The 16,828-nt window shown below is 68.7% G+C and carries 19 protein-coding genes and 1 tRNA gene; 9 read left to right on the top strand and 11 right to left on the bottom strand.

Annotation, left to right across the window (positions count from 1 at the left end; genetic code table 11):
• Positions 1–44: 44 nt before the first annotated feature.
• The 3 genes from ACXC9Q_RS14860 to ACXC9Q_RS14850 are packed head-to-tail and all read right to left on the bottom strand — an operon-like array spanning position 45 to position 2,623.
• Positions 45–713, bottom strand: a complete 669-nt coding sequence (locus ACXC9Q_RS14860; RefSeq protein WP_457057088.1) for a response regulator — start codon at positions 711–713, stop codon at positions 45–47.
• Complete coding sequence (locus ACXC9Q_RS14855) at positions 710–1,921, bottom strand: sensor histidine kinase (RefSeq protein ID WP_457057087.1); 1,212 nt, start codon at positions 1,919–1,921, stop codon at positions 710–712. Before ACXC9Q_RS14855 ends, ACXC9Q_RS14860 begins: the two co-directional genes overlap by 4 nt.
• A 24-nt stretch (positions 1,922–1,945) precedes the next feature.
• The gene (locus tag ACXC9Q_RS14850; protein ID WP_457057086.1) at positions 1,946–2,623 is read right to left on the bottom strand and encodes a hypothetical protein; all 678 of its coding nucleotides are present in this window, start codon (positions 2,621–2,623) and stop codon (positions 1,946–1,948) included.
• 172 nt (positions 2,624–2,795) lie between these two features.
• Here ACXC9Q_RS14850 and ACXC9Q_RS14845 point away from each other — a divergent pair, with 172 nt between their 5' ends.
• The 3 genes from ACXC9Q_RS14845 (at position 2,796) to ACXC9Q_RS14835 (ending at position 5,191) form a co-directional block, all read left to right on the top strand.
• The gene (locus ACXC9Q_RS14845; protein ID WP_457057085.1) at positions 2,796–3,902 is read left to right on the top strand and encodes a sensor histidine kinase; all 1,107 of its coding nucleotides are present in this window, start codon (positions 2,796–2,798) and stop codon (positions 3,900–3,902) included.
• 9 nt (positions 3,903–3,911) lie between these two features.
• The gene (locus ACXC9Q_RS14840; protein ID WP_457057084.1) at positions 3,912–4,598 is read left to right on the top strand and encodes a response regulator; all 687 of its coding nucleotides are present in this window, start codon (positions 3,912–3,914) and stop codon (positions 4,596–4,598) included.
• 176 nt (positions 4,599–4,774) lie between these two features.
• Complete coding sequence (locus tag ACXC9Q_RS14835; RefSeq protein WP_457057083.1) at positions 4,775–5,191, top strand: nuclear transport factor 2 family protein; 417 nt, start codon at positions 4,775–4,777, stop codon at positions 5,189–5,191.
• Positions 5,192–5,478: 287 nt separating this feature from the next.
• Here ACXC9Q_RS14835 and ACXC9Q_RS14830 read toward each other — a convergent pair.
• The 6 genes from ACXC9Q_RS14830 to ACXC9Q_RS14805 all read right to left on the bottom strand — a co-directional run bounded on the left by ACXC9Q_RS14830 (position 5,479) and on the right by ACXC9Q_RS14805 (position 10,202).
• A tRNA-Arg gene (locus ACXC9Q_RS14830) sits at positions 5,479–5,551 on the bottom strand.
• A gap of 33 nt (positions 5,552–5,584) precedes the next feature.
• Positions 5,585–6,898, bottom strand: a complete 1,314-nt coding sequence (locus tag ACXC9Q_RS14825) for a hypothetical protein (protein WP_457057082.1) — start codon at positions 6,896–6,898, stop codon at positions 5,585–5,587.
• A 92-nt stretch (positions 6,899–6,990) separates the two neighbouring features.
• Entirely contained in the window at positions 6,991–7,596 is a 606-nt protein-coding gene (locus ACXC9Q_RS14820; RefSeq protein ID WP_457057081.1) for an META domain-containing protein, read from the bottom strand.
• On the bottom strand, positions 7,593–8,087 hold the full coding sequence (locus ACXC9Q_RS14815; RefSeq protein WP_457057080.1) for a SigE family RNA polymerase sigma factor: 495 nt from the start codon (positions 8,085–8,087) through the stop codon (positions 7,593–7,595). Before ACXC9Q_RS14815 ends, ACXC9Q_RS14820 begins: the two co-directional genes overlap by 4 nt.
• A gap of 104 nt (positions 8,088–8,191) precedes the next feature.
• Positions 8,192–9,490, bottom strand: a complete 1,299-nt coding sequence (locus ACXC9Q_RS14810; RefSeq protein WP_457057079.1) for an alpha/beta fold hydrolase — start codon at positions 9,488–9,490, stop codon at positions 8,192–8,194.
• Positions 9,491–9,545: 55 nt separating this feature from the next.
• A complete protein-coding gene (locus ACXC9Q_RS14805; RefSeq protein ID WP_457057078.1) occupies positions 9,546–10,202 on the bottom strand; it encodes a hypothetical protein in 657 nt (218 codons plus the stop codon).
• A 217-nt stretch (positions 10,203–10,419) separates the two neighbouring features.
• On the opposite strand from ACXC9Q_RS14805, the gene ACXC9Q_RS14800 reads away from it, so the two are divergent.
• A complete protein-coding gene (locus ACXC9Q_RS14800) occupies positions 10,420–12,423 on the top strand; it encodes a sensor histidine kinase (protein ID WP_457057077.1) in 2,004 nt (667 codons plus the stop codon).
• Entirely contained in the window at positions 12,420–13,079 is a 660-nt protein-coding gene (locus tag ACXC9Q_RS14795) for a response regulator (RefSeq protein ID WP_457057076.1), read from the top strand. The genes ACXC9Q_RS14800 and ACXC9Q_RS14795 overlap by 4 nt, the downstream gene beginning before the upstream one ends.
• A 244-nt stretch (positions 13,080–13,323) precedes the next feature.
• Here ACXC9Q_RS14795 and ACXC9Q_RS14790 read toward each other — a convergent pair whose 3' ends face one another.
• Positions 13,324–13,929, bottom strand: a complete 606-nt coding sequence (locus ACXC9Q_RS14790; protein ID WP_457057075.1) for a hypothetical protein — start codon at positions 13,927–13,929, stop codon at positions 13,324–13,326.
• Between the two features lie 431 nt (positions 13,930–14,360).
• Here ACXC9Q_RS14790 and ACXC9Q_RS14785 point away from each other — a divergent pair, with 431 nt between their 5' ends.
• Genes ACXC9Q_RS14785 through ACXC9Q_RS14770 form a run of 4 tightly spaced genes read left to right on the top strand, consistent with a single transcriptional unit; the run spans position 14,361 to position 16,354 of the window.
• A complete protein-coding gene (locus ACXC9Q_RS14785) occupies positions 14,361–14,993 on the top strand; it encodes a hypothetical protein (RefSeq protein WP_457057074.1) in 633 nt (210 codons plus the stop codon).
• 42 nt (positions 14,994–15,035) lie between these two features.
• Complete coding sequence (locus ACXC9Q_RS14780) at positions 15,036–15,173, top strand: hypothetical protein (RefSeq protein WP_457057073.1); 138 nt, start codon at positions 15,036–15,038, stop codon at positions 15,171–15,173.
• Positions 15,170–15,823 (top strand): hypothetical protein, encoded by a 654-nt coding sequence (locus ACXC9Q_RS14775; protein ID WP_457057072.1) that lies wholly within the window; start codon positions 15,170–15,172, stop codon positions 15,821–15,823. The genes ACXC9Q_RS14780 and ACXC9Q_RS14775 overlap by 4 nt, the downstream gene beginning before the upstream one ends.
• A 12-nt stretch (positions 15,824–15,835) precedes the next feature.
• Positions 15,836–16,354 (top strand): GNAT family N-acetyltransferase, encoded by a 519-nt coding sequence (locus ACXC9Q_RS14770; RefSeq protein WP_457057071.1) that lies wholly within the window; start codon positions 15,836–15,838, stop codon positions 16,352–16,354.
• Between the two features lie 47 nt (positions 16,355–16,401).
• Here the strand turns inward: ACXC9Q_RS14770 and mscL are convergent, their stop codons facing one another.
• On the bottom strand, positions 16,402–16,791 hold the full coding sequence (gene mscL, locus ACXC9Q_RS14765) for a large conductance mechanosensitive channel protein MscL (RefSeq protein WP_457057070.1): 390 nt from the start codon (positions 16,789–16,791) through the stop codon (positions 16,402–16,404).
• Positions 16,792–16,828: the final 37 nt, after the last annotated feature.

The raw sequence follows: 16,828 nt of genomic DNA, 5'->3' as shown, positions 1-16,828 counted from the left end.
GCCGTACGCCGCCGGGTCCACGACTACACCCGCAGATGTACGCCTCAAGCGTCGCGCGGTACGACCAGACCACTCTCGTAGGCGAGCATCACCAGCTGAGCGCGATCCCGAGCGGCGAGCTTGGCGAAGATGCGGCTGACGTGGGTCTTCACCGTCGCCGGGCTGACGACCAGCCCGTCCGCGATCTCGCTGTTGGACAGACCCTGGGCGATCAGGCCGAGTACGTCGCGTTCGCGGTCGGTCAGCTGCGCCAGCTCTGCGGGGCGGGCCCGAGGCGTCTCGGGGCGGCGTACGAACTCGGCGATCAGCCGGCGGGTCACGCCGGGAGCCAGCAGCGCGTCGCCGGCCGCGATCAGGCGGATCGCGGCGAACAGGTCCTCCGGCAGGCTGTCCTTGAGGAGGAAGCCGCTCGCTCCGGCCCGCAGCGCGGCGTACACGTACTCGTCGAGGTCGAACGTCGTCAGAACCAACACACGCACGCCGCCGCACCGCTCGTCGGAGGTGATCCGCCTGGTGGCCTCGATGCCGTCCATCACCGGCATCCGGACGTCCATCAGCAGTACGTCGGGCCGGCAGCTGCGGGCGACCTCGATCGCCTCGGCGCCGGTCGTGGCCTCGCCCACGAGCTCGATGTCGTCGACCAGAGCGATCTGGGCGCGAAAGCCGTCGCGGACCAGTGGCTGGTCGTCGGCCAGCGCGGCGCGGATCGTCATGGCTCGTCCTCCGCCCGGATCGGCAGCCGAGCCTCCACACGGAACCCCCGCACTGGTCTGGGCCCGGCAGTGAACTGTCCGCTCAACGCGGTCACCCGTTCGCGCATCCCGACGATGCCGAGACCGGGGTGGCCGTCGGAGGACTTCCCGTTCCCGGCTCCGTCGTCGGTGATCTCCAAGACGAGCTGGTCGCCGTCGTACCGCACGAGGACCGCGGCCGCCGCCGGGTGCCCGGCGTGCTTGATGACGTTGGTGAGCGCTTCCTGCACCACCCGGTACGCGACCAAGTCAAGGCTCCGCGAGAGCGCCCGGCGGTCGCCTTCGACGGAGAGCTGCACGTCCGCGCCGGCGTGACGCATCGTGCCGACCAGATCGTCGAGGTTCGCCAGCCCGGGAGTCGGATCCAGCTCAGCCGCGGTGTCGCCGCCTTGTCGCAGCACGCCGAGCAGCTGCCGCATCTCCCGGCTGGCGTCCCGGCTGGTCGTCTCGATCGTCGCCAACGCACGCAGCGCCACGTCCGGATGTTGCGGCAGCGCCAGCCTGCCGGTGCTCGATTGAATGGCGATGGTGGTGAGGCTGTGCGCCACCAGGTCGTGGAGCTCTCGGGCGATGCGCAACCGCTCCTCAGCAGCAGCCTGGCGTGACAGCGCCTCGCGTTCCCGCTCGAGGAACTCCGCGCGGTCCCGCAGCGCCGCGCTTCGGGTACGGCGGTCCGCGACGACGAAACCGACGATCCCGACCACCAAGGTCACCACAACCATCGGCAGCGCGTCCGCCAAGCGCAGACCGTCTCGGCCGACCTGCGCGAGTTCGAGCGCCGCGACCACGACAGTCGCAGCCGCCGCGCCGACCTCGGCCGTACGGCGGGTCGCGTGCACGATCACTGCGTACAAGGCGACCCACAGCCCGAACGGTGCCGACGGCCCGAACACCACCTGGGCAACGACCCACGCGGCCGACACCACCACGAGCACCACCGCGGGACGCCGTCGACGCCAGAGCAACGGCACACTTTGAACGAGCACGAGACCAAGCCAGACCGCGCTCAGCAGGATCGACGTCTGCTGCTCCGGCTCGCCGGGACCGATCCGCGGGTTGAGCAGATGGAGCAAGGCCACCGCCGCGACCAGCAGCCAGTCGCCGAGCGGGTGGCTCCTCCCCGGCCGGCCCCGGCTACCGGCGCGAGTGACACCGGCGGTGTCCTGCATGACTTCATCGTGCACCCCCGCGACCTACGCGGGACCGGGCACCTGTGCCAGGCCGGCTCGGCCGGTCGGTGCCCGGTCGAGCCGGCGCACGGACAAGACGATGCCGGCTACTGCGGTCCAGAGCAGCGCGAGCATTGAGGCGTAGAACCCGAACTGCGTGAGCTCTGCGATGCCGAGGATCAGTGCCGACCAGGACAGCCAGGCCGGGAGTGCGCGGCTGAACACGCCTGCGGCGAACAGGCCGACCATGAAGAGGGTGGCGCCGCCTCCGCCGAATTGGGATCCTGCTTGCCACGCCTGGAGCGCCGCCGGCGCCACCGTTTGGTCTGCGCCGATGCTGCCGAGCAGGACGTAGGCGCCCGCTCCACCCAGTTCGGCCGTGACCGCGACCGAGGTACCGACGAGCATGAGTCCGGCCACCATGGGTGGTCCGGCGGTATCGCGGACGCGGGCCCAGACGGCCAGACCGAAAAGGCCGAGGCACAGCGCCGCCAGGATCATCAGCTGCCCGCCGAGGCGGACCGAGTCGGCGTGGATCGCGTAGTAGCGGCTCAGCTCTGCCGGGGGCGTGCTGGCGTCGGGGAACTCCCCGATGGTGAGGTCACCGGCGAGGGTGAGTGCGCAATAGGCCACCCCGGCCAGCGGGACGAGCCTGGCGGGGGTGATGGATCTGCGCTGTCGAACTGCGGTCTGATCAGTCATAGCACTACCTCCTTGGGAGTCGTGGACCGTCCGAAGGTAGGCGTGCCGCCGTCTGCGTGTCGTCGCCCGCGACGATGATGTTGGCATCGGCTGACCGGACGATGTGCTGGCCGGGTCACATCGGCCGGCTGGCTGATGGACAGGCGCTCGGCGTGGCACCTACCGTGACGACATGCGCGGGCGCCTTGCCCCGGACCGGGTCGACTTCCTGCTCGCCGCTGCCCTGCTGCTCGGCGTTGCACTCCAGACGGCGTTCCTGTCGATGCCGGCCGGCGATCGGCTGGCCACCTTGGTGGTCGGCGGCTTGGTGACCGCCTCGATAGCGGTGCGGCGCCGGTTTCCGGTGACCGTCGGGTTCGGGGTCCAGACCGCGCTCGTGCTGACGGGATTGTTCGTCGCGCTGCCTGTCGGGCCGGTCACGATCGCCTGGTTCTGCGCGCTGTACGCGCTCGTGGTGTGGACGTCACCTCGGTTCTTCGTCGCCGGTGTGGCCTTCTTCGCCGTCACCGACATGGCTCCCGCGCTGGTCATGCAGGACGGGGTCGGCACGGTGGGGGCTTTCACTATTGGCGCTGTGGTGGTGATGGTGCTGGTACGCCGGGTCGTCGGGGACCGGGACCGTCGCCTCGAGCTGGCCGAGCGAGAGCGTGAGCTGGCGAAGCGGGAGGCCGTCATCGCCGAGCGTGCGCGGATCGCGCGCGAGTTGCACGATGTGATCGCGCACCACGTGTCGATGATGGTCGTGCAGGCCGGGGCCGAGCGCCGGATGCTCGACGCTGGGAACGAGTCCACGCGCGAGGTATTCACCACGATCGAGCGCGTCGGTCGCGGTGCGCTCACTGAGATGCGGCGTCTGGTCGGCATGTTGCGCGGCGACGACGAGGACGCGCTGGCGCCACAGCCCGGAATCGGCGACCTCGCGTCCCTGGTCGCACAGATGCGGTCGGCGGGGCTCGACGTCGACCTGCAGATGGAGGGCGAGAGTCGCGACGTCCCGGTAGGCATCGACCTGTCGGCGTACCGCATCGTCCAAGAGGGCTTGACCAACGCGCTCAAGCACGCCGGTCACGCCCGCACCATGGTGCGGGTGCGTTACGGCCTCGACTCGCTGGAGCTCGAGATCGTCGACGACGGAGACCCCGGTCCGGTCGAGGTCGACCGCGGCGGTCATGGACTGGTCGGGATGCGCGAGCGGGTGGCCCTCTACGGCGGCACCCTGGACGCCGGGCGTCGTCCGGCCGGTGGGTTCGCGATCCGCGTCTTGCTGCCCATCCGGTGAGGTCGACCGATGATCCGGGTGGTGATCGCCGACGACCAGGGCCTGATCCGCGTGGGTCTGCGCAAGATCCTCGAGATCGAGCCGGACACCACGGTGGTCGGGGAGGCCGTCGACGGACAGCAGGCCGTTCAGATGGCGACCCGGCTGCGACCAGATGTGGTGCTGATGGACATCCGAATGCCGTCCCTGGACGGGATCGAGGCGACCCGCCGGCTCGTCCGGACGGATCCGGGTATCCGGGTCCTGATGCTGACCACGTTCGGCCTCGACAACTACGTCTTCGACTCGCTGCGCGCCGGCGCCAGTGGGTTCATGCTCAAGGACGCACCACCCGAAGACATCGCCGCCGCCGTCCGCATCGTCGCCAACGGCGACGCCCTACTCGCGCCATCGGTCACGCGATCGGTCATCCAGCAGTTCGCCCGCCAACCCGCGCCGACACCTCCGCAGCCCCCGGTTGCCGTCGCCGCCCTGACACCCCGCGAGCGGGAGATCCTCGACCTGCTGGTGGCAGGGCTGTCCAACCCACAGATCTGCGACCGGCTGTTCATCAGCGACGCCACGGCCAAGACGCACGTCGCCCGGATTCTGCAAAAGCTCGGCCTGCGCGACCGGGTCCAGGTGGTGATCTATGCCTACGAGACCGGGCTCGTCCGACCTGGAGCCCAGGGCGAGGACAGGCACCAGTCGACCTGACGGGGAGGAGGGACATCCGCATCGGCTGCAGACAGCGTGCGCTGCGGCCATCCCGACATAGCCGCAGATAGGAAGCGCGCGCTGTGGCCAGACGGGTCGGATGGAGGTGGCGTAAAGCGTGCCGGATCGCGTGCGTGGTCTTACGTCTACGGTGGTCGCGGACTAGGTTCGTTGGTATGTCGACCATGCTCGAACGGCTCAGGGATGCGACGAACTCCCATGATGCCCGGGCAGTGGCGTCTCTGTTCGCCGAGGACTACCAAAGCGTGCAACCGCTTCACCCGAGCCGTGCTTTTGGTGGGCGTGCGCAGGTCCTGGAGAATTGGTCGTCGGTGTTTGAGGGTGTGCCGGACTTTGTCTCGGAGTTGATTGCCTGTTCGGTGGAGGGAGGGACCGAGTGGGGGGAGTGGGATTGGCGCGGTCATCACGCGGACGGCTCACTGTTCGCTATGCGCGGTGTCACGATCCTGATCGTGCGTGACGGCTTGGTCGCCGCGGCGCGTTTGTACCTGGAGCCCGTCGAGGTCGGCGGCGGGGACATCGACGTTGCTGTCCAGGAACTGTACAAGCCCCCACCCGTCCCGTCCTCCTGATCCATGCCTGACCTCCTTCGGATTTGTATGGTCCCCCCGGGTACGCCCTCCGCGTTACCGCCCAACCGCGGATCACCGGCGATCGTGCTCGCCGCGTTTCGCGAAACCCCTTACCCAGTACGTCGTTCCGGCCTCGACGCCGACCGATATCCACCGTGGATGGCGCGGCACCCGGCTAATCTGTCGGCCGGCGGGAAAGGCCGCGGCCTCCAAAAGGCCCCCAAAGCAACAAGCCCCGAACCCACTGAGGGGTCGGAGCTATGCCGATGTCCTGAGACATCACAGGGTGCCCCCGGCAGGATTCGAACCTGCGACGCACGGTTTAGGAAACCGACGCTCTATCCCCTGAGCTACGGGGGCGCACGCGGGGACAGCTTAGCGGAGGGTGGGGTGTCAGCCGGTGAGGGCGTAGACGCCTAGGTGGCCGGCGATGGAGGCGTAGCGCTCGGCGTAGAGGGTGGTGCAGCGGGAGGAGGCGCAGCCGGCGCCGGCGAAGGTGATGCCGCGGATGGTGGCGGTGGAGGAGCCGGGGCGGGTGTAGACGGGACCGCCGGAGTCGCCGCCGATGATCGCGATCTGGCCGCCGCGGGTGGCGCGGATGACGTACGTCGTGCAGCCCTCGGTGTCGCAGTACTTCGCCGACGTCGAATGGACCGTGATGCCGCACAGCGACGTACTGAAGCTGCCGGACTGGCAGACGACCGTGCCGACGCCGGGGTCTGCGCCGCCGGTGACAGTGCGGGTGTTGGGCGTGTCGCCCGGGCCGTCGGTCCAGATCTTGGGGCCGTAGCTGCTGCCGGTCACCAGGGACTGGTCGTAGTCGGGGTAGTTCGTCCGGATCGTGGTGGTGCCGTAGTAGTTGGTGCCGGACTTCCACACCGTCCCCTGGCCGCCGCAGTGGCCGGCGGTGACGGAGCCGCGCTGGCCGTTGGAACGCCGTACGACGGAGAAGCCGGCCGTGCAGTTCTTCAGGGCCGACGTGATCCGGGCGCCACCCCAGTGGCCGCCGTTCGGTGTGTCGCTCAGCCGGGACGTCCGTGCGAGCGAATTGGCGAGGAGTTGTACGCCGGACAGTCCGCGCAAGCCGTCGAGTGACGCGGGGGAGGTGCTCGCTTGGTCGTACTCGACCACGATGTCCTCGCTGACCGGGTCCAGATCGGCGGCGAACGTCGTACGGGCGGCGTCGGTCGACCAGGAGCGGGCGCCGACCGAGTTCCAGGCGTCGGCGATCGACTGGGCCGAACGGCAGCTGCGCTCGATGCCGACCAGCTGCTTGCCGGCTGCGGGGACGTTGCGGGCCATCGCGGTCTGGTACTTCTTCGCGTCCAGCTTGGCGCCGTCGACCACGACCTTGTAGCCGGTCGAAGCGGAGCCGACCACGCCGATGACGCCCTGGCTCAACCCGTAGGGCAGTCCGGACTTCGGTCGGCCAGTGGGGTCCAGGGGCTCGAGCGAGCGGACGGCGGCGGTGATCCCGTCGCCGAGTGTCTCGCCGAGCGGCCGCGGGTCCTTTGCGGACGTGGGCTGCGTCAGCCGCTTGGACTGGACCGAGCTCGCACTCGGTTGGGCATGCGAGCACGCTGCCGCGTCAGCCGAAGAACCAACCGCGTCGGCCGAAGGGCCAACCGCACCGGCCGACGAGAGGCCGACTGCGAAGAGTGAGACTGAGCCAAGTGTGAGCAGCGGGACGGTGGCTGAGAGTCGCACGTAGCTCCCCAAATCGGTGGACGGCCTCATACATCGTCCGGTCGGGGACTCCGCTCAGTCAATAGCTGATCACCGTCCGCGAACAAATTCGACTACCCTGCGCGAGCGTATCTCGCAAGTTCACGCCCGTCGGCGCCGAAGAACTGCAGGGTGTCGGCGTCGGCCGCGATCCGCTTGGCGGCGTGCAGTACGCCGGTGTGCGGCACGTTGTCGCAGCCGACCATCCGCTGCGGGCCGACCGTCGCGGTGAACTCGCCACGCTGACCGATGGAGTACGTCCCCTGCAGCGCGTTGCAGCCGTCCGAGCCACCCCACGTGCCGTCGGGACGGAGCACCAGCACCGGATCGTCCGGCCGGGTCGCCTTGAGCGACTTGAGCTCGGCCATCTGGACCGGCCGCCACGTCCCGGACACACTCTGCGCCGTGGGCGGCTCCGGCGCCGCCGTGGTGGCCGCCTGCGTTTGTCCACCCGCTACGGGCGGCTGGACGGGTTTGTTGTTCGAACCGGCCAGGCCGAAGCTCACGACGGCAACGGCAGCCACGGCGACAGTAGCCGCTCCAGAGATGATCCAGGTACGGCGCTGGGCCCGCCGCGCACCCGTGGTCGCCCGCTCGGTCAGGTCGGTGGCCGGCGGCACTGAGGCCGCGGCGCGATCGAAGGTTCCCCGCAGGTCGTCCTCGAGATCGGTGTTGCTCACGACAACCTCTCATCAATGCGCTGGGACTGCCTGGCTGTCCGAAGATTCGCGAGTGCTCTGCTCGCGGTCGCACGGACGGAGGACGGTTTGATGCCGAGCACGTCGGCGATCGTGCGGTCGTCCAGATCCTGGTAGTAGCGCAGGACCAGCACGACCCTCTCCCGGGCCGACAACGCGGCGAGCGCTCGCCAGAGGTCGTCGGAGTTCACGATGCTGGTGGCGTGGTCGGGCACTGTCCGTTGCGCATCGAGCTCGGCCGTCGGAGCCTCGCTGAACGAGCGCCGCCGCGTCATCGACAGGTAGGCGTTGATCAGGATCCGCCGGACGTAGTGATGCGGATCGTCCGCCTTCCGCACCTTCCGCCAGGACCGGAACGCCTGCATCAACGCGATCTGGGCCAGGTCCTCCGCTCGCTGGTAGTCCCCGGAGACGGTGAAACCGAGCCGCACCAGTTCCTGTCCACGGGCGGATACATACTCCTCGAACTCCACTCGCCACTCCCCGGCTGGGCGTACAACACCTCACACCTATTAGACGCATCGAGTCGCCCAGGTGCTGCAACCGTTCACACACAGTTGGATCTCACCCGGGCGGACTAGACCAGCAAGAACGCGCGGACCGCCTGCTGACCGCGCGGATCCCGCTGCACACTGTGCCCGCTTCCCGGTACGACGACCAGCTTGGCGGACCGTGCATGTGCCTGCTCCCACTGAGACCATTCGAGCGGACAGAAGAGGTCGTTGCCCCCGTGCAGGATCAGTGTGCGCGGCAACAACTCCTGACTGGCCGGGTACGTCGACACTCGCGCAGCCGGCCACCTCAGACAGCCCTGGATCATCAGCTGATCGCGTGCGGTCCGCACGTCGTACGGATACAGCCGCTTCGGGTCCAGTCGTCGTACGGCGGTGTCCAGCGCCGCAGTGCGGTTGGCTGTGCCGGACCAAGGGAAGCGAAGATCCGAGCAGAGGGTGGCCATGTGCAGTCCGGCCGACAGGGTGTCGTAGCTGAGGCCCATGCTCGTCGTCTGCTGGAAGAGCTCCTTCAGACCTGTGTCGTCGCCATTGCGAGCGGCGTGGAGGATCGCCGAGATCCCCTTCAGCGATGGGTTGACCGAGTTGAGGCTGGCGACCGACAGGCTCTCCATCAGATCCGTGCCACTGACGCCGTGCTGCACCAACCAGGCCAGGTCGGCGACGGGATCCGTCGTACACGCAGGGTCTTGGCGACAGGCGGCCGTGATCACTCTGCCGGTCGCGGCCATCAGGTCGACGCCCATCGGATTGAAGCCCTTGTGTGGCACGACCGAGTCCAGCACTAGCGCCTGCACCCGATCCGGATACTTCAGCCCGTACTGCGCTGCCGTGAAGCTCCCGTACGACGTCCCGTCCACCGTCAGCCGATCGACCTTGAGGTCCTGACGCAGTTGCTCGATGTCCTCGACCGTGTCCGGCGTGCCGTAGTACCCGACCCCAGCGCCGATCCTTTGCGCGCAGTCGTTCACTGCCTCGGTCGGTGGCGTCAGAAAGTCCGAACCACCCACAGTCTCTTGTAAAGAAGGGCAATTGATCCCCTTCGGCCCGGTGCCACGCTGGTCGAACATCACCACCCTGTACTCGCGTAACACGTCCGGATGCAGGTTGTTGCGCAGGCGAGGCAGTAGCGAGACACCAGGCTGACCAGGGCCACCCGCGAGCAGCAACAGCACACCACGCGGTGCGTCCACGTTGTCGGTTGCGATCACCCCGAGGTCCAGCGACGGGCCGCTCGGCTGCTGACGGTCGAGCGGCACGCGCAACGTCGTACAGGTGAAGCCCTGTGTGCAGGCGTCATGATCGGGAGGAGAGCAAGCGGAGCAGATGAGGAGCAGCACGAACAGCAGTGGTACCCGCCGCATGCACCCTCCCCAGATGACCCGTGCTGCTCAGCGCAGCAGCCGGTGTCGTCGGGTGTCAAGCGGTCGGCAGCCCCTTGGCGAACCCGCCACCGCGATGGACGGATACCGCAAGCACGATGCTCCAAGCCGCGAACAGCCCCAGGCCGCAGGTCTTCACCACCGCCGGGGCCTCGTCCGGAATCGTCATGTCCAGCACGGAGGTGACCACCATCAGGATGGGAACGGCCCGCGTGATCGAGCGGGTCCGGAACTCGGCCCAGCTCAGGGCGATGGAGCCGACGAGTAGACCGCCCATGAACATCACCAGGAACACAGGACCTGGAGGGATCGACAGCAGGCCGTCCATCGCGTGGTCGAGGTCTGCCTGGCTGATGCCGTCGTTCGTCGCGGCGAGCTGGAATGCTTCGATGCCGTGCAGCGCGGCCAGACCGAACAGCTGGACGGTGAGCGCGACGAACGCGATGCCGGCCATCCGTCGGGAGGACCGCCACGACACCGCGGCGGCAATCGCGACAGTGGCGAACAGGAACGGCGTACTGACCAGGCCGGCGAGGATGGACCACCCCCGGCCCGTGGCATCTGTCGCCCCATGCGGGATCGCTGCTTCGGCGACGGTGAGCAGAGGTCCGACGGGCAACAGGACCACAGCCCAGGTCCGAAGTCGGCGTGACGGCTGTACCGAACTGTCCGGAGTGGCGTCGATGATGGTCATGGCAGGGTCCTTTCGGGTTAGCGGAGCGTTGGTTTCCCTGACCGTGCGCGCGCCGCTGTCCCGGACACATCGGGCCGGTGCCCCGACTTGTCCCGGCTGCGGCGCTCCGGTTGTCCCGGGCCGAGGACAGGACTCCGGTCCCGTGCATAGCGGCACAGTTGCGCGCAGACTGTGGCTGGGACCCCGGCGCGTACCAGGGTCGCCACCGGAGGGCGCCATGAGATCAGCGAGGCTCGGACCGGCGCCGCTCCTCGTCCTCGCAGCCATCGCCGGGCTGTCCGCGACCACAGTCGCGCTGACCGTTGCCAACGGAACCAGTCTTTCCGCGTTCGTCGACAGCAACGGGGCCAGCGGCTGGATCTCCGCGCTGGCGTTCGGCGTGGTCGCTGTGCTGGTGTTGTCGAGACAGCCTGAGAATCGCCTCGGACCGTTGCTGGCGGCTGGGTCCCTGTTGGTCGCGATCTCGGGTGCAGCGGATCCCTATGCCTACTACGGGCTGCACACCCGACCCGGTTCGTTGCCGTTGATCAGCCTGGCGGCTCTCTGCGCCAGTGTGCTCTGGATGACCGGGCTCTTGGTGATTCTCGGGTCGCTGACCTTGCTGTTCCCGAACGGCCGCCTCTCGTCGCCCGGTTGGCGCTGGCCGGCGTGGGCGACAGGTGCCGCCATCGTCATCGCAACGCTTGCCGCCGGTACGACGCAGGTGATCGTCGACGACTCGATGCGTGGGTCCGCTGTCGACAATCCGGTCGATCTGCCGTTTCCGGATGGTCCACAGATGGCCGTAGCAGTGGCTTGCATCGCGGTGGTCTTCGCAGTGGCGTTGTCGGCAACTGTCCGGATCGCGATCCGGATGCGCCGGGTCACCGGGCCTGAGCGGCAGCAGTACGCCTGGTTCGTCGCCAGCGTCCTGCTGCTGGCGATCCCCATGCTGCTGCCGATCGACCTGCCGGAGACCGTCGGGCTCGGGGTCACCGTGCTCGCGATCGCCGCACTTGGCGTCGGCATCGTCCGGTATGGAGCATTCGACATCGAGATCGCGCTGTCCCGCACCCTCGCCTATCTGGTCCTGACTGTCGCCGCACTAGCGGTCTACAGCGTCGCGGCGGTCGCGGCAGGCGCCCAACTCGACGCAGGTCTGTTCCCGGCAGCTGCGGCGGGCGCTGCGGTGTTGCTACTGGCCGCCATCCGGCAGCGCGTCCAACGAGCGGTGGATCGGCTGCTGTACGGCGACCGCCGCGACCCACTGTCCGCACTGACCACTCTCGGGGACCGATTGGGTGCAGCTCTGGACTCAGACGCCGTCCTGCCTGCGGTTGCAGAGACGGTCCGTCAGACGTTGCGATTGCCGTACGCCGCGGTGCGGTTGGCGAACGATGCAGAACCTGCGTGTACGTCGGGCGAACCGCCGGCGCGGACCGTGGAGTTCGGCCTCAAGCACGCCGGCCAGCAGGTCGGCACTCTGGTTGTCGGTGTCCGCCGCGGCGAGGTGGGGTTGAGCGCGGCGGACACCCGGCTCTTGGAGACCTTCGCCGCGCAGATCGGAGTTGCGGCCCACGATGTCAGGGTCACCAGGGAACTGCGGCAGTCGCGCGAGGCCCTGGTCACGTCCCGCGAAGAAGAACGGCGGCGGATCCGGCAGGACCTGCACGACGGTCTGGGGCCGACGCTGGCCGGCATCTCCCTCGGCCTGGAGTCGGCCGCGCAGCGGACTCGACGGGCCGATCCCGAGATCAGTGCGCTGCTCGAGTCGCTCGGCGCAGAGACCAACGCGGCGGTGACAGAGATCCGGCGGATCGTCGCGGATCTGCACCCGACGATGCTCGACGTGATCGGCCTGGTACCGGCTCTGGTTCATCACGCCGGGCTGATCAGCTCCAGGACCCGAGGCGACCTCGTCGTCCGCGTCGTCGCGGAACCGTTGCCGGAGCTGCCTACCGCGGTCGAGGCAGCGGCCTACCGGATCACGCTCGAGGCGCTGACGAACGTCGTACGGCACAGCCATGCTGCGGCTTGCGACGTCCGCCTGACGATGAACAGCGGTCTGCACGTGACGATCCGCGACGACGGGACCGGTGCTGTTCCGGTCGGTCCGGTACGTGGAGCGGGCCTGGCTTCGATGCGGGCCCGCGCAGAAGAACTCGGGGGCGCCTGCACCGTGCGGTTCCGCCAGGATCATGGGACCGAGGTCGTTGCCATGCTGCCCGTGACAGCACGATGACCGGCGGCGCGATCCGGGTTGTCCTCGCGGATGATCATCCGGTCTACCGCCAGGGGCTGGCGGCCGTCGTCACCGACGCCGAGGACGTCGACCTGGTGGGCGTCGCGGCAGACGGTGGCGAGGCCGTTGCTCTTGCGGTGGAGCACACGCCGGACGTGGCGCTGCTCGATGTCCACATGCCAGGCGTCAGCGGAATCGATGCCACTCGGCGACTCGCGGTCGAAGCGCCACAGGTCGCCGTACTGGTGTTGACGATGCTGGAGGACGACGAGTCCGTGCTCGCGGCGATGGCGGCCGGAGCCCGCGGGTATCTCGTCAAAGGCGCCACCGGCGACCGGATCCTCGCTGCCATCCGAGCCGTTGCCGCAGGGGAGGCGGTCTTCGGGCCCACTGTCGCGGACCACATTCTCGACCTGGTGGGAACCGACCGGCGATCCGGTCGCCGTGGTCAAACCTTCTCGGCGCTCACCGAGCGGGAAGAGGAGGTTCTCACGTTGATCGCGGCCGGGCGCTCGAACCGTGAGATCGCACAGGTGCTCGTCGTGGCCGACAAGACGGTCCGGAACCACGTCTCGAGCATCTTCACCAAGCTGCAGGTCGCCGACCGCGCGCAGGCGATCGTGAAGGCCCGCGAAGCCGGTCTGGGGAGGACGTAGCGGAGGTGCACAGCGAATGCCTGTGCAGAGGAGGAATCGAGCCCGCCGATCGAGGCTCGCCGTCCGGGCCGCGGTCGCACCGTTCCACACGCCGTGCCGGCCGAAGACGCCAGTGACGCGCAGTTGCGCCTGACGACAGGTCCAGCCGCTGCCTGCCTTGCGGGTCGACCTTGGAAGGGACCCGCAAGGCAGGCGCGGGTTGACCCCGGTCCGGACGGCTTCGGGGGGCGCGTCCGGCGCAGGGTCAGCGCAGGCCGAGCGACTTGATCAGCTCGGGGGTTACCTGGCGTGGGGCCGGCAGCGTGCCCGGCTTGCCCTGGCCTTCCAGGGAGGTCGCCACCAGCCGGCGGCAGCCGAAGGCCTCCGCTGTGTACGACAGTACGCCACGATCGTTGTCGGTGAATCGCAGCACGTACGTCGGGCCGAGCTCCTTGGTGCAGATGGCCGGCTTCTTGGCAACGGGCTTCGATGCGTTCACCAGAGCGAGCAGGTCGGTCGCCTGCTTGCCGTTGCGTTTGGTCGTCCCGGTCGCGTAGTCCTGCCCGGACGCCTGCTCGTCGAACTGGCAGATGGTCACGCTGACCGGCTGGAACAGCGAGGTCGCGGCGCCCTTGCCCCAGACCACCTTGTCGGTAGCGGCGCGGACCGCCGCGATGGTGTCGGGACAATCCATGCTCGGGGTACCGCTGGGGGTGGGCGACGGGGTAGGTGTGCCGGGGGTGGTCGGCGTAGCAGTGGGCTGGGCGGCGGGCGGGGACGTGGCGTTCTCGTTACCGCAGGCGGCGGTAGCTCCGAGCACAGCCACGACGAGCGTCGCACCGATCAGGCCCCGTGTCCGTAATGCACTCACGACTCGGTCCTTCCGGGTTGGCAAGGTCACCCATGATGGTCGACCGGAGTCACGTCCCGCGTGCCAGAACATCACGGCGGCGCGTCTATCCGGTCACGCCTGCGGATCGTAGGGCAACCGAGGCCGACCTGTAACGTCCACGCGCTGTTCGCCCGTCCTTGTCAACCCGCTAATCCGAACAGTTCGGTCGTCCGGATCGGCCGGCTGGTCCGCGCTGGTCGGTGGTCCGGATCGGCCGGGTGGTCCGCGTGCTGTGCGGTGGTCGGGATCGGCCGACTGGTCCGCGCTGTTCGGTGGTCGGGATCGGTCGGGTGGTGCGCGTGCTGTGCGGTGGTCGGGGTCGGCCGGGTGGTGCGCGTGCGTTGCGGTTGTTCGGGGCGACCCGCTGGTCTGCGGGCTCTCGACCGGGTCGCGGATTACGATGCTGTGCCGTGGGTCGCAACGACAAAGAGGCTGCCGCGGAGCGGGAGCGCGCCGAGTGGCAGCTGGGGATCGACTGGGCCCGCTGGCTGATGGCGGGCAACTCCCCGCAGGTGCTGACCATGTACGGCCTCGTCCTCGAGGCGGGCGAGGTCGCGTACGTGAACACGCCCCTGCAGTACGCGCGCCTGTACGGCGGCAGCGGCCGCTACACGCACAGCGGCGGCCTGTTCATCGGCAAGCCGGGACTCGTGCTGGGCCTGATGGCTGCGAACGCCGCCGTGAACGCGAGCCGGAAGGCGGCGGCCAAGCGGGACATGCAACTGATGTGGCGCGACCTGCAGGAAGTCCCGACGATCGCGACCAACTACCGGTTGCTGTGCCACCTGCCCCGGAGCGGCTGGATGAGCTTCTACTACAGCGCCGTGCAGGAGTTCTATCCCGATCCGGCCAACTGGATGATCACTTTCGGCTTCCAGAACGCGGAGCCGCTGCGGCTGGCCGGACTGGCGACGCCGACACTGTCCGTACTGACCTCCTGGTGTGTGCTCGGAAGTGATCGCTGGCAAGGCGAACCGGGGATCGCGCCGCTGATCGAGGCCGCCACCGGCCGGCAGCTGCCGGCCGGGCGTGGTACAGGGTGAAATCGGTCCCGGCGAGCCCCGGCGACTCGGTAATCTGGAACCATGACGAGCCCGTACGAAGACGACGAGCCGCTGCTCCCCGAGCAGACCCGGGACGACGACCCGCGGACCTGGGGCGACAACGACTCCGGCGACGACGACGAACGCATCCTGAACGAGGTTCCGCCCCACCACGGATGAGTAAGTCCGTGCTGCTCGTCCACGGCGGCCTCTGGGACGCCATGGACGCGGAAGCCTTCTGGGGTACGACGGGCGTCACCGGGGGACTCACATCCGCCGGGCTGACGGTGCTCGCCCCCGACCGCCCGCGGCGGCCGAGCGCCTGGGGCGTTGAGCTTGCAGCGCTGGGTGAACTCCTGGCGAACCGGCATGAACCGCTCACGATCGTTGGGGCATCCAACGGGTGCACCGTAGCCGCTCTGCTGGCGTTGAACTTTCCGCACCTGGTCGATCACCTCCTGCTCGCCTGGCCGGCCACCGCCGGCGATCCCGCCCTCGACGCGCGGACCCGGACCGGCCTGATCGAGCGAGGCTGCCCGCCCGACGCCGCAGACGCCTTACTCGCCGGCGAGACCCTCCGCGGCGTCACCGACGAGGACCTCGCCCGACTGGCCGCCGATCCGGTCGGCGCCGAGGCGGCGCGTGGGCGTATTTCGGTGGCGGTGGTGCCTTCGGTGCCGGAGAATCCGGCTCACCAGCGGAAGACGGTCGACGCGCTGTTGCGCTCGATCCGGGGGAGTCGTGAGCTGGCCGGGTGTCCGGAACCGCCGACGCGCTTCCCGCCGTACCTGGATCAGCTGGTGCGAACGATCGTCGAGTTCGTGAACTAGGGGGAGAGGGCCGTGGAGCTTCGGGGGTTTTCCGACGAGTACGCCGTTCTGGTCGCGGGGTGGGCCGAGGACGCGAAGGAAGTGGCGTTGCTGTCCGGGCAGGTCGAGTACCCGTTCCCGGAGGAACTGAAGGCGAGCTGGCGGAAGGTCGACCCGGACATCCACTCCTATCTGCTGTTCGACGGTGACCAGCCGGTCGGGTACGGCGAGGTGTGGCTGGACGACGAGGAGGACGAGGTCGAGCTGGCGCGGATCATCGTGGATCCCAAGGTCCGCGGTCGCGGGATCGGCCTGGAGTTGGTGCGCGCCTTGCTCCCGCCGGCGGTGGCTGCCGGGTACTCGGAGGTCTTCCTCCGGGTCCGGCCGGAGAACGCCGTCGCGATCCGCACGTACCACCGCACCGGCTTCGTCGACGTCCCGGCCGCGTTGATGGACGAATGGAACCAGGGCCAGCCGATCGCCTACCGCTGGATGCGCTACGCCGGCGAGCCCACCTGGCTCGCGGAGCAGCTACCCCACGGGAGCAGGTAGGCGCCGGCGAGCTCAGGGGCTGAGGTTGTGCGCCTAGCCACTCCGAGTCAGCTCTGACGTGTGCGGAGGGAGTCCCGGATCTCGGTCAGGAGCTGCTGGTCGGTGGTCAGTGTCTCCGGCTCGGGCTCCTCGCCGCGGGCGCGGCGTTCGGCGAGCTTGTTCAGCGGCAGCACGATGAGGAAGTAGATGGCCGCGGCGACGAACAGGAAGTTCAACGCTGCCTGCAGGATCCAGCCGAGGTGGAACTCCGCGCCGTTGATTTTGAAGAACCAGACGCGGCTGATGTCGGCCTTGCCGAAGATGGCGGCGATCAGCGGGTTGATCAGGCCGTCGACGATCGCGCTGACGATTTTGCCGAACGCGGCGCCGATGACGAAGGCGACCGCGAGGTCGACGACGTTCCCGCGCATGATGAATTCCTTGAAGCCCTTGAGCATGTGGGTGCCTCCACGAAGCGGTGGTTGTACCCGAGAC

This window comes from Kribbella sp. CWNU-51 (assembly GCF_054073265.1).
The sequence above is the reverse complement of the archived record's forward strand: the minus strand, read 5'-3'. Positions and strand labels throughout refer to the sequence as shown.

Coding starts and splice junctions, on each gene's coding strand:
- ACXC9Q_RS14860 (WP_457057088.1), bottom strand. CDS start 713: ATGACGATCCGCGCCGCGCTGGCCGACGACCAGCCACTGGTCCGCGAC.
- ACXC9Q_RS14855 (WP_457057087.1), bottom strand. CDS start 1,921: ATGCAGGACACCGCCGGTGTCACTCGCGCCGGTAGCCGGGGCCGGCCG.
- ACXC9Q_RS14850 (WP_457057086.1), bottom strand. CDS start 2,623: ATGACTGATCAGACCGCAGTTCGACAGCGCAGATCCATCACCCCCGCC.
- ACXC9Q_RS14845 (WP_457057085.1), top strand. CDS start 2,796: ATGCGCGGGCGCCTTGCCCCGGACCGGGTCGACTTCCTGCTCGCCGCT.
- ACXC9Q_RS14840 (WP_457057084.1), top strand. CDS start 3,912: ATGATCCGGGTGGTGATCGCCGACGACCAGGGCCTGATCCGCGTGGGT.
- ACXC9Q_RS14835 (WP_457057083.1), top strand. CDS start 4,775: ATGTCGACCATGCTCGAACGGCTCAGGGATGCGACGAACTCCCATGAT.
- ACXC9Q_RS14810 (WP_457057079.1), bottom strand. CDS start 9,490: ATGCGGCGGGTACCACTGCTGTTCGTGCTGCTCCTCATCTGCTCCGCT.
- ACXC9Q_RS14805 (WP_457057078.1), bottom strand. CDS start 10,202: ATGACCATCATCGACGCCACTCCGGACAGTTCGGTACAGCCGTCACGC.
- ACXC9Q_RS14800 (WP_457057077.1), top strand. CDS start 10,420: ATGAGATCAGCGAGGCTCGGACCGGCGCCGCTCCTCGTCCTCGCAGCC.
- ACXC9Q_RS14795 (WP_457057076.1), top strand. CDS start 12,420: ATGACCGGCGGCGCGATCCGGGTTGTCCTCGCGGATGATCATCCGGTC.
- ACXC9Q_RS14780 (WP_457057073.1), top strand. CDS start 15,036: ATGACGAGCCCGTACGAAGACGACGAGCCGCTGCTCCCCGAGCAGACC.
- ACXC9Q_RS14775 (WP_457057072.1), top strand. CDS start 15,170: ATGAGTAAGTCCGTGCTGCTCGTCCACGGCGGCCTCTGGGACGCCATG.
- mscL (WP_457057070.1), bottom strand. CDS start 16,791: ATGCTCAAGGGCTTCAAGGAATTCATCATGCGCGGGAACGTCGTCGAC.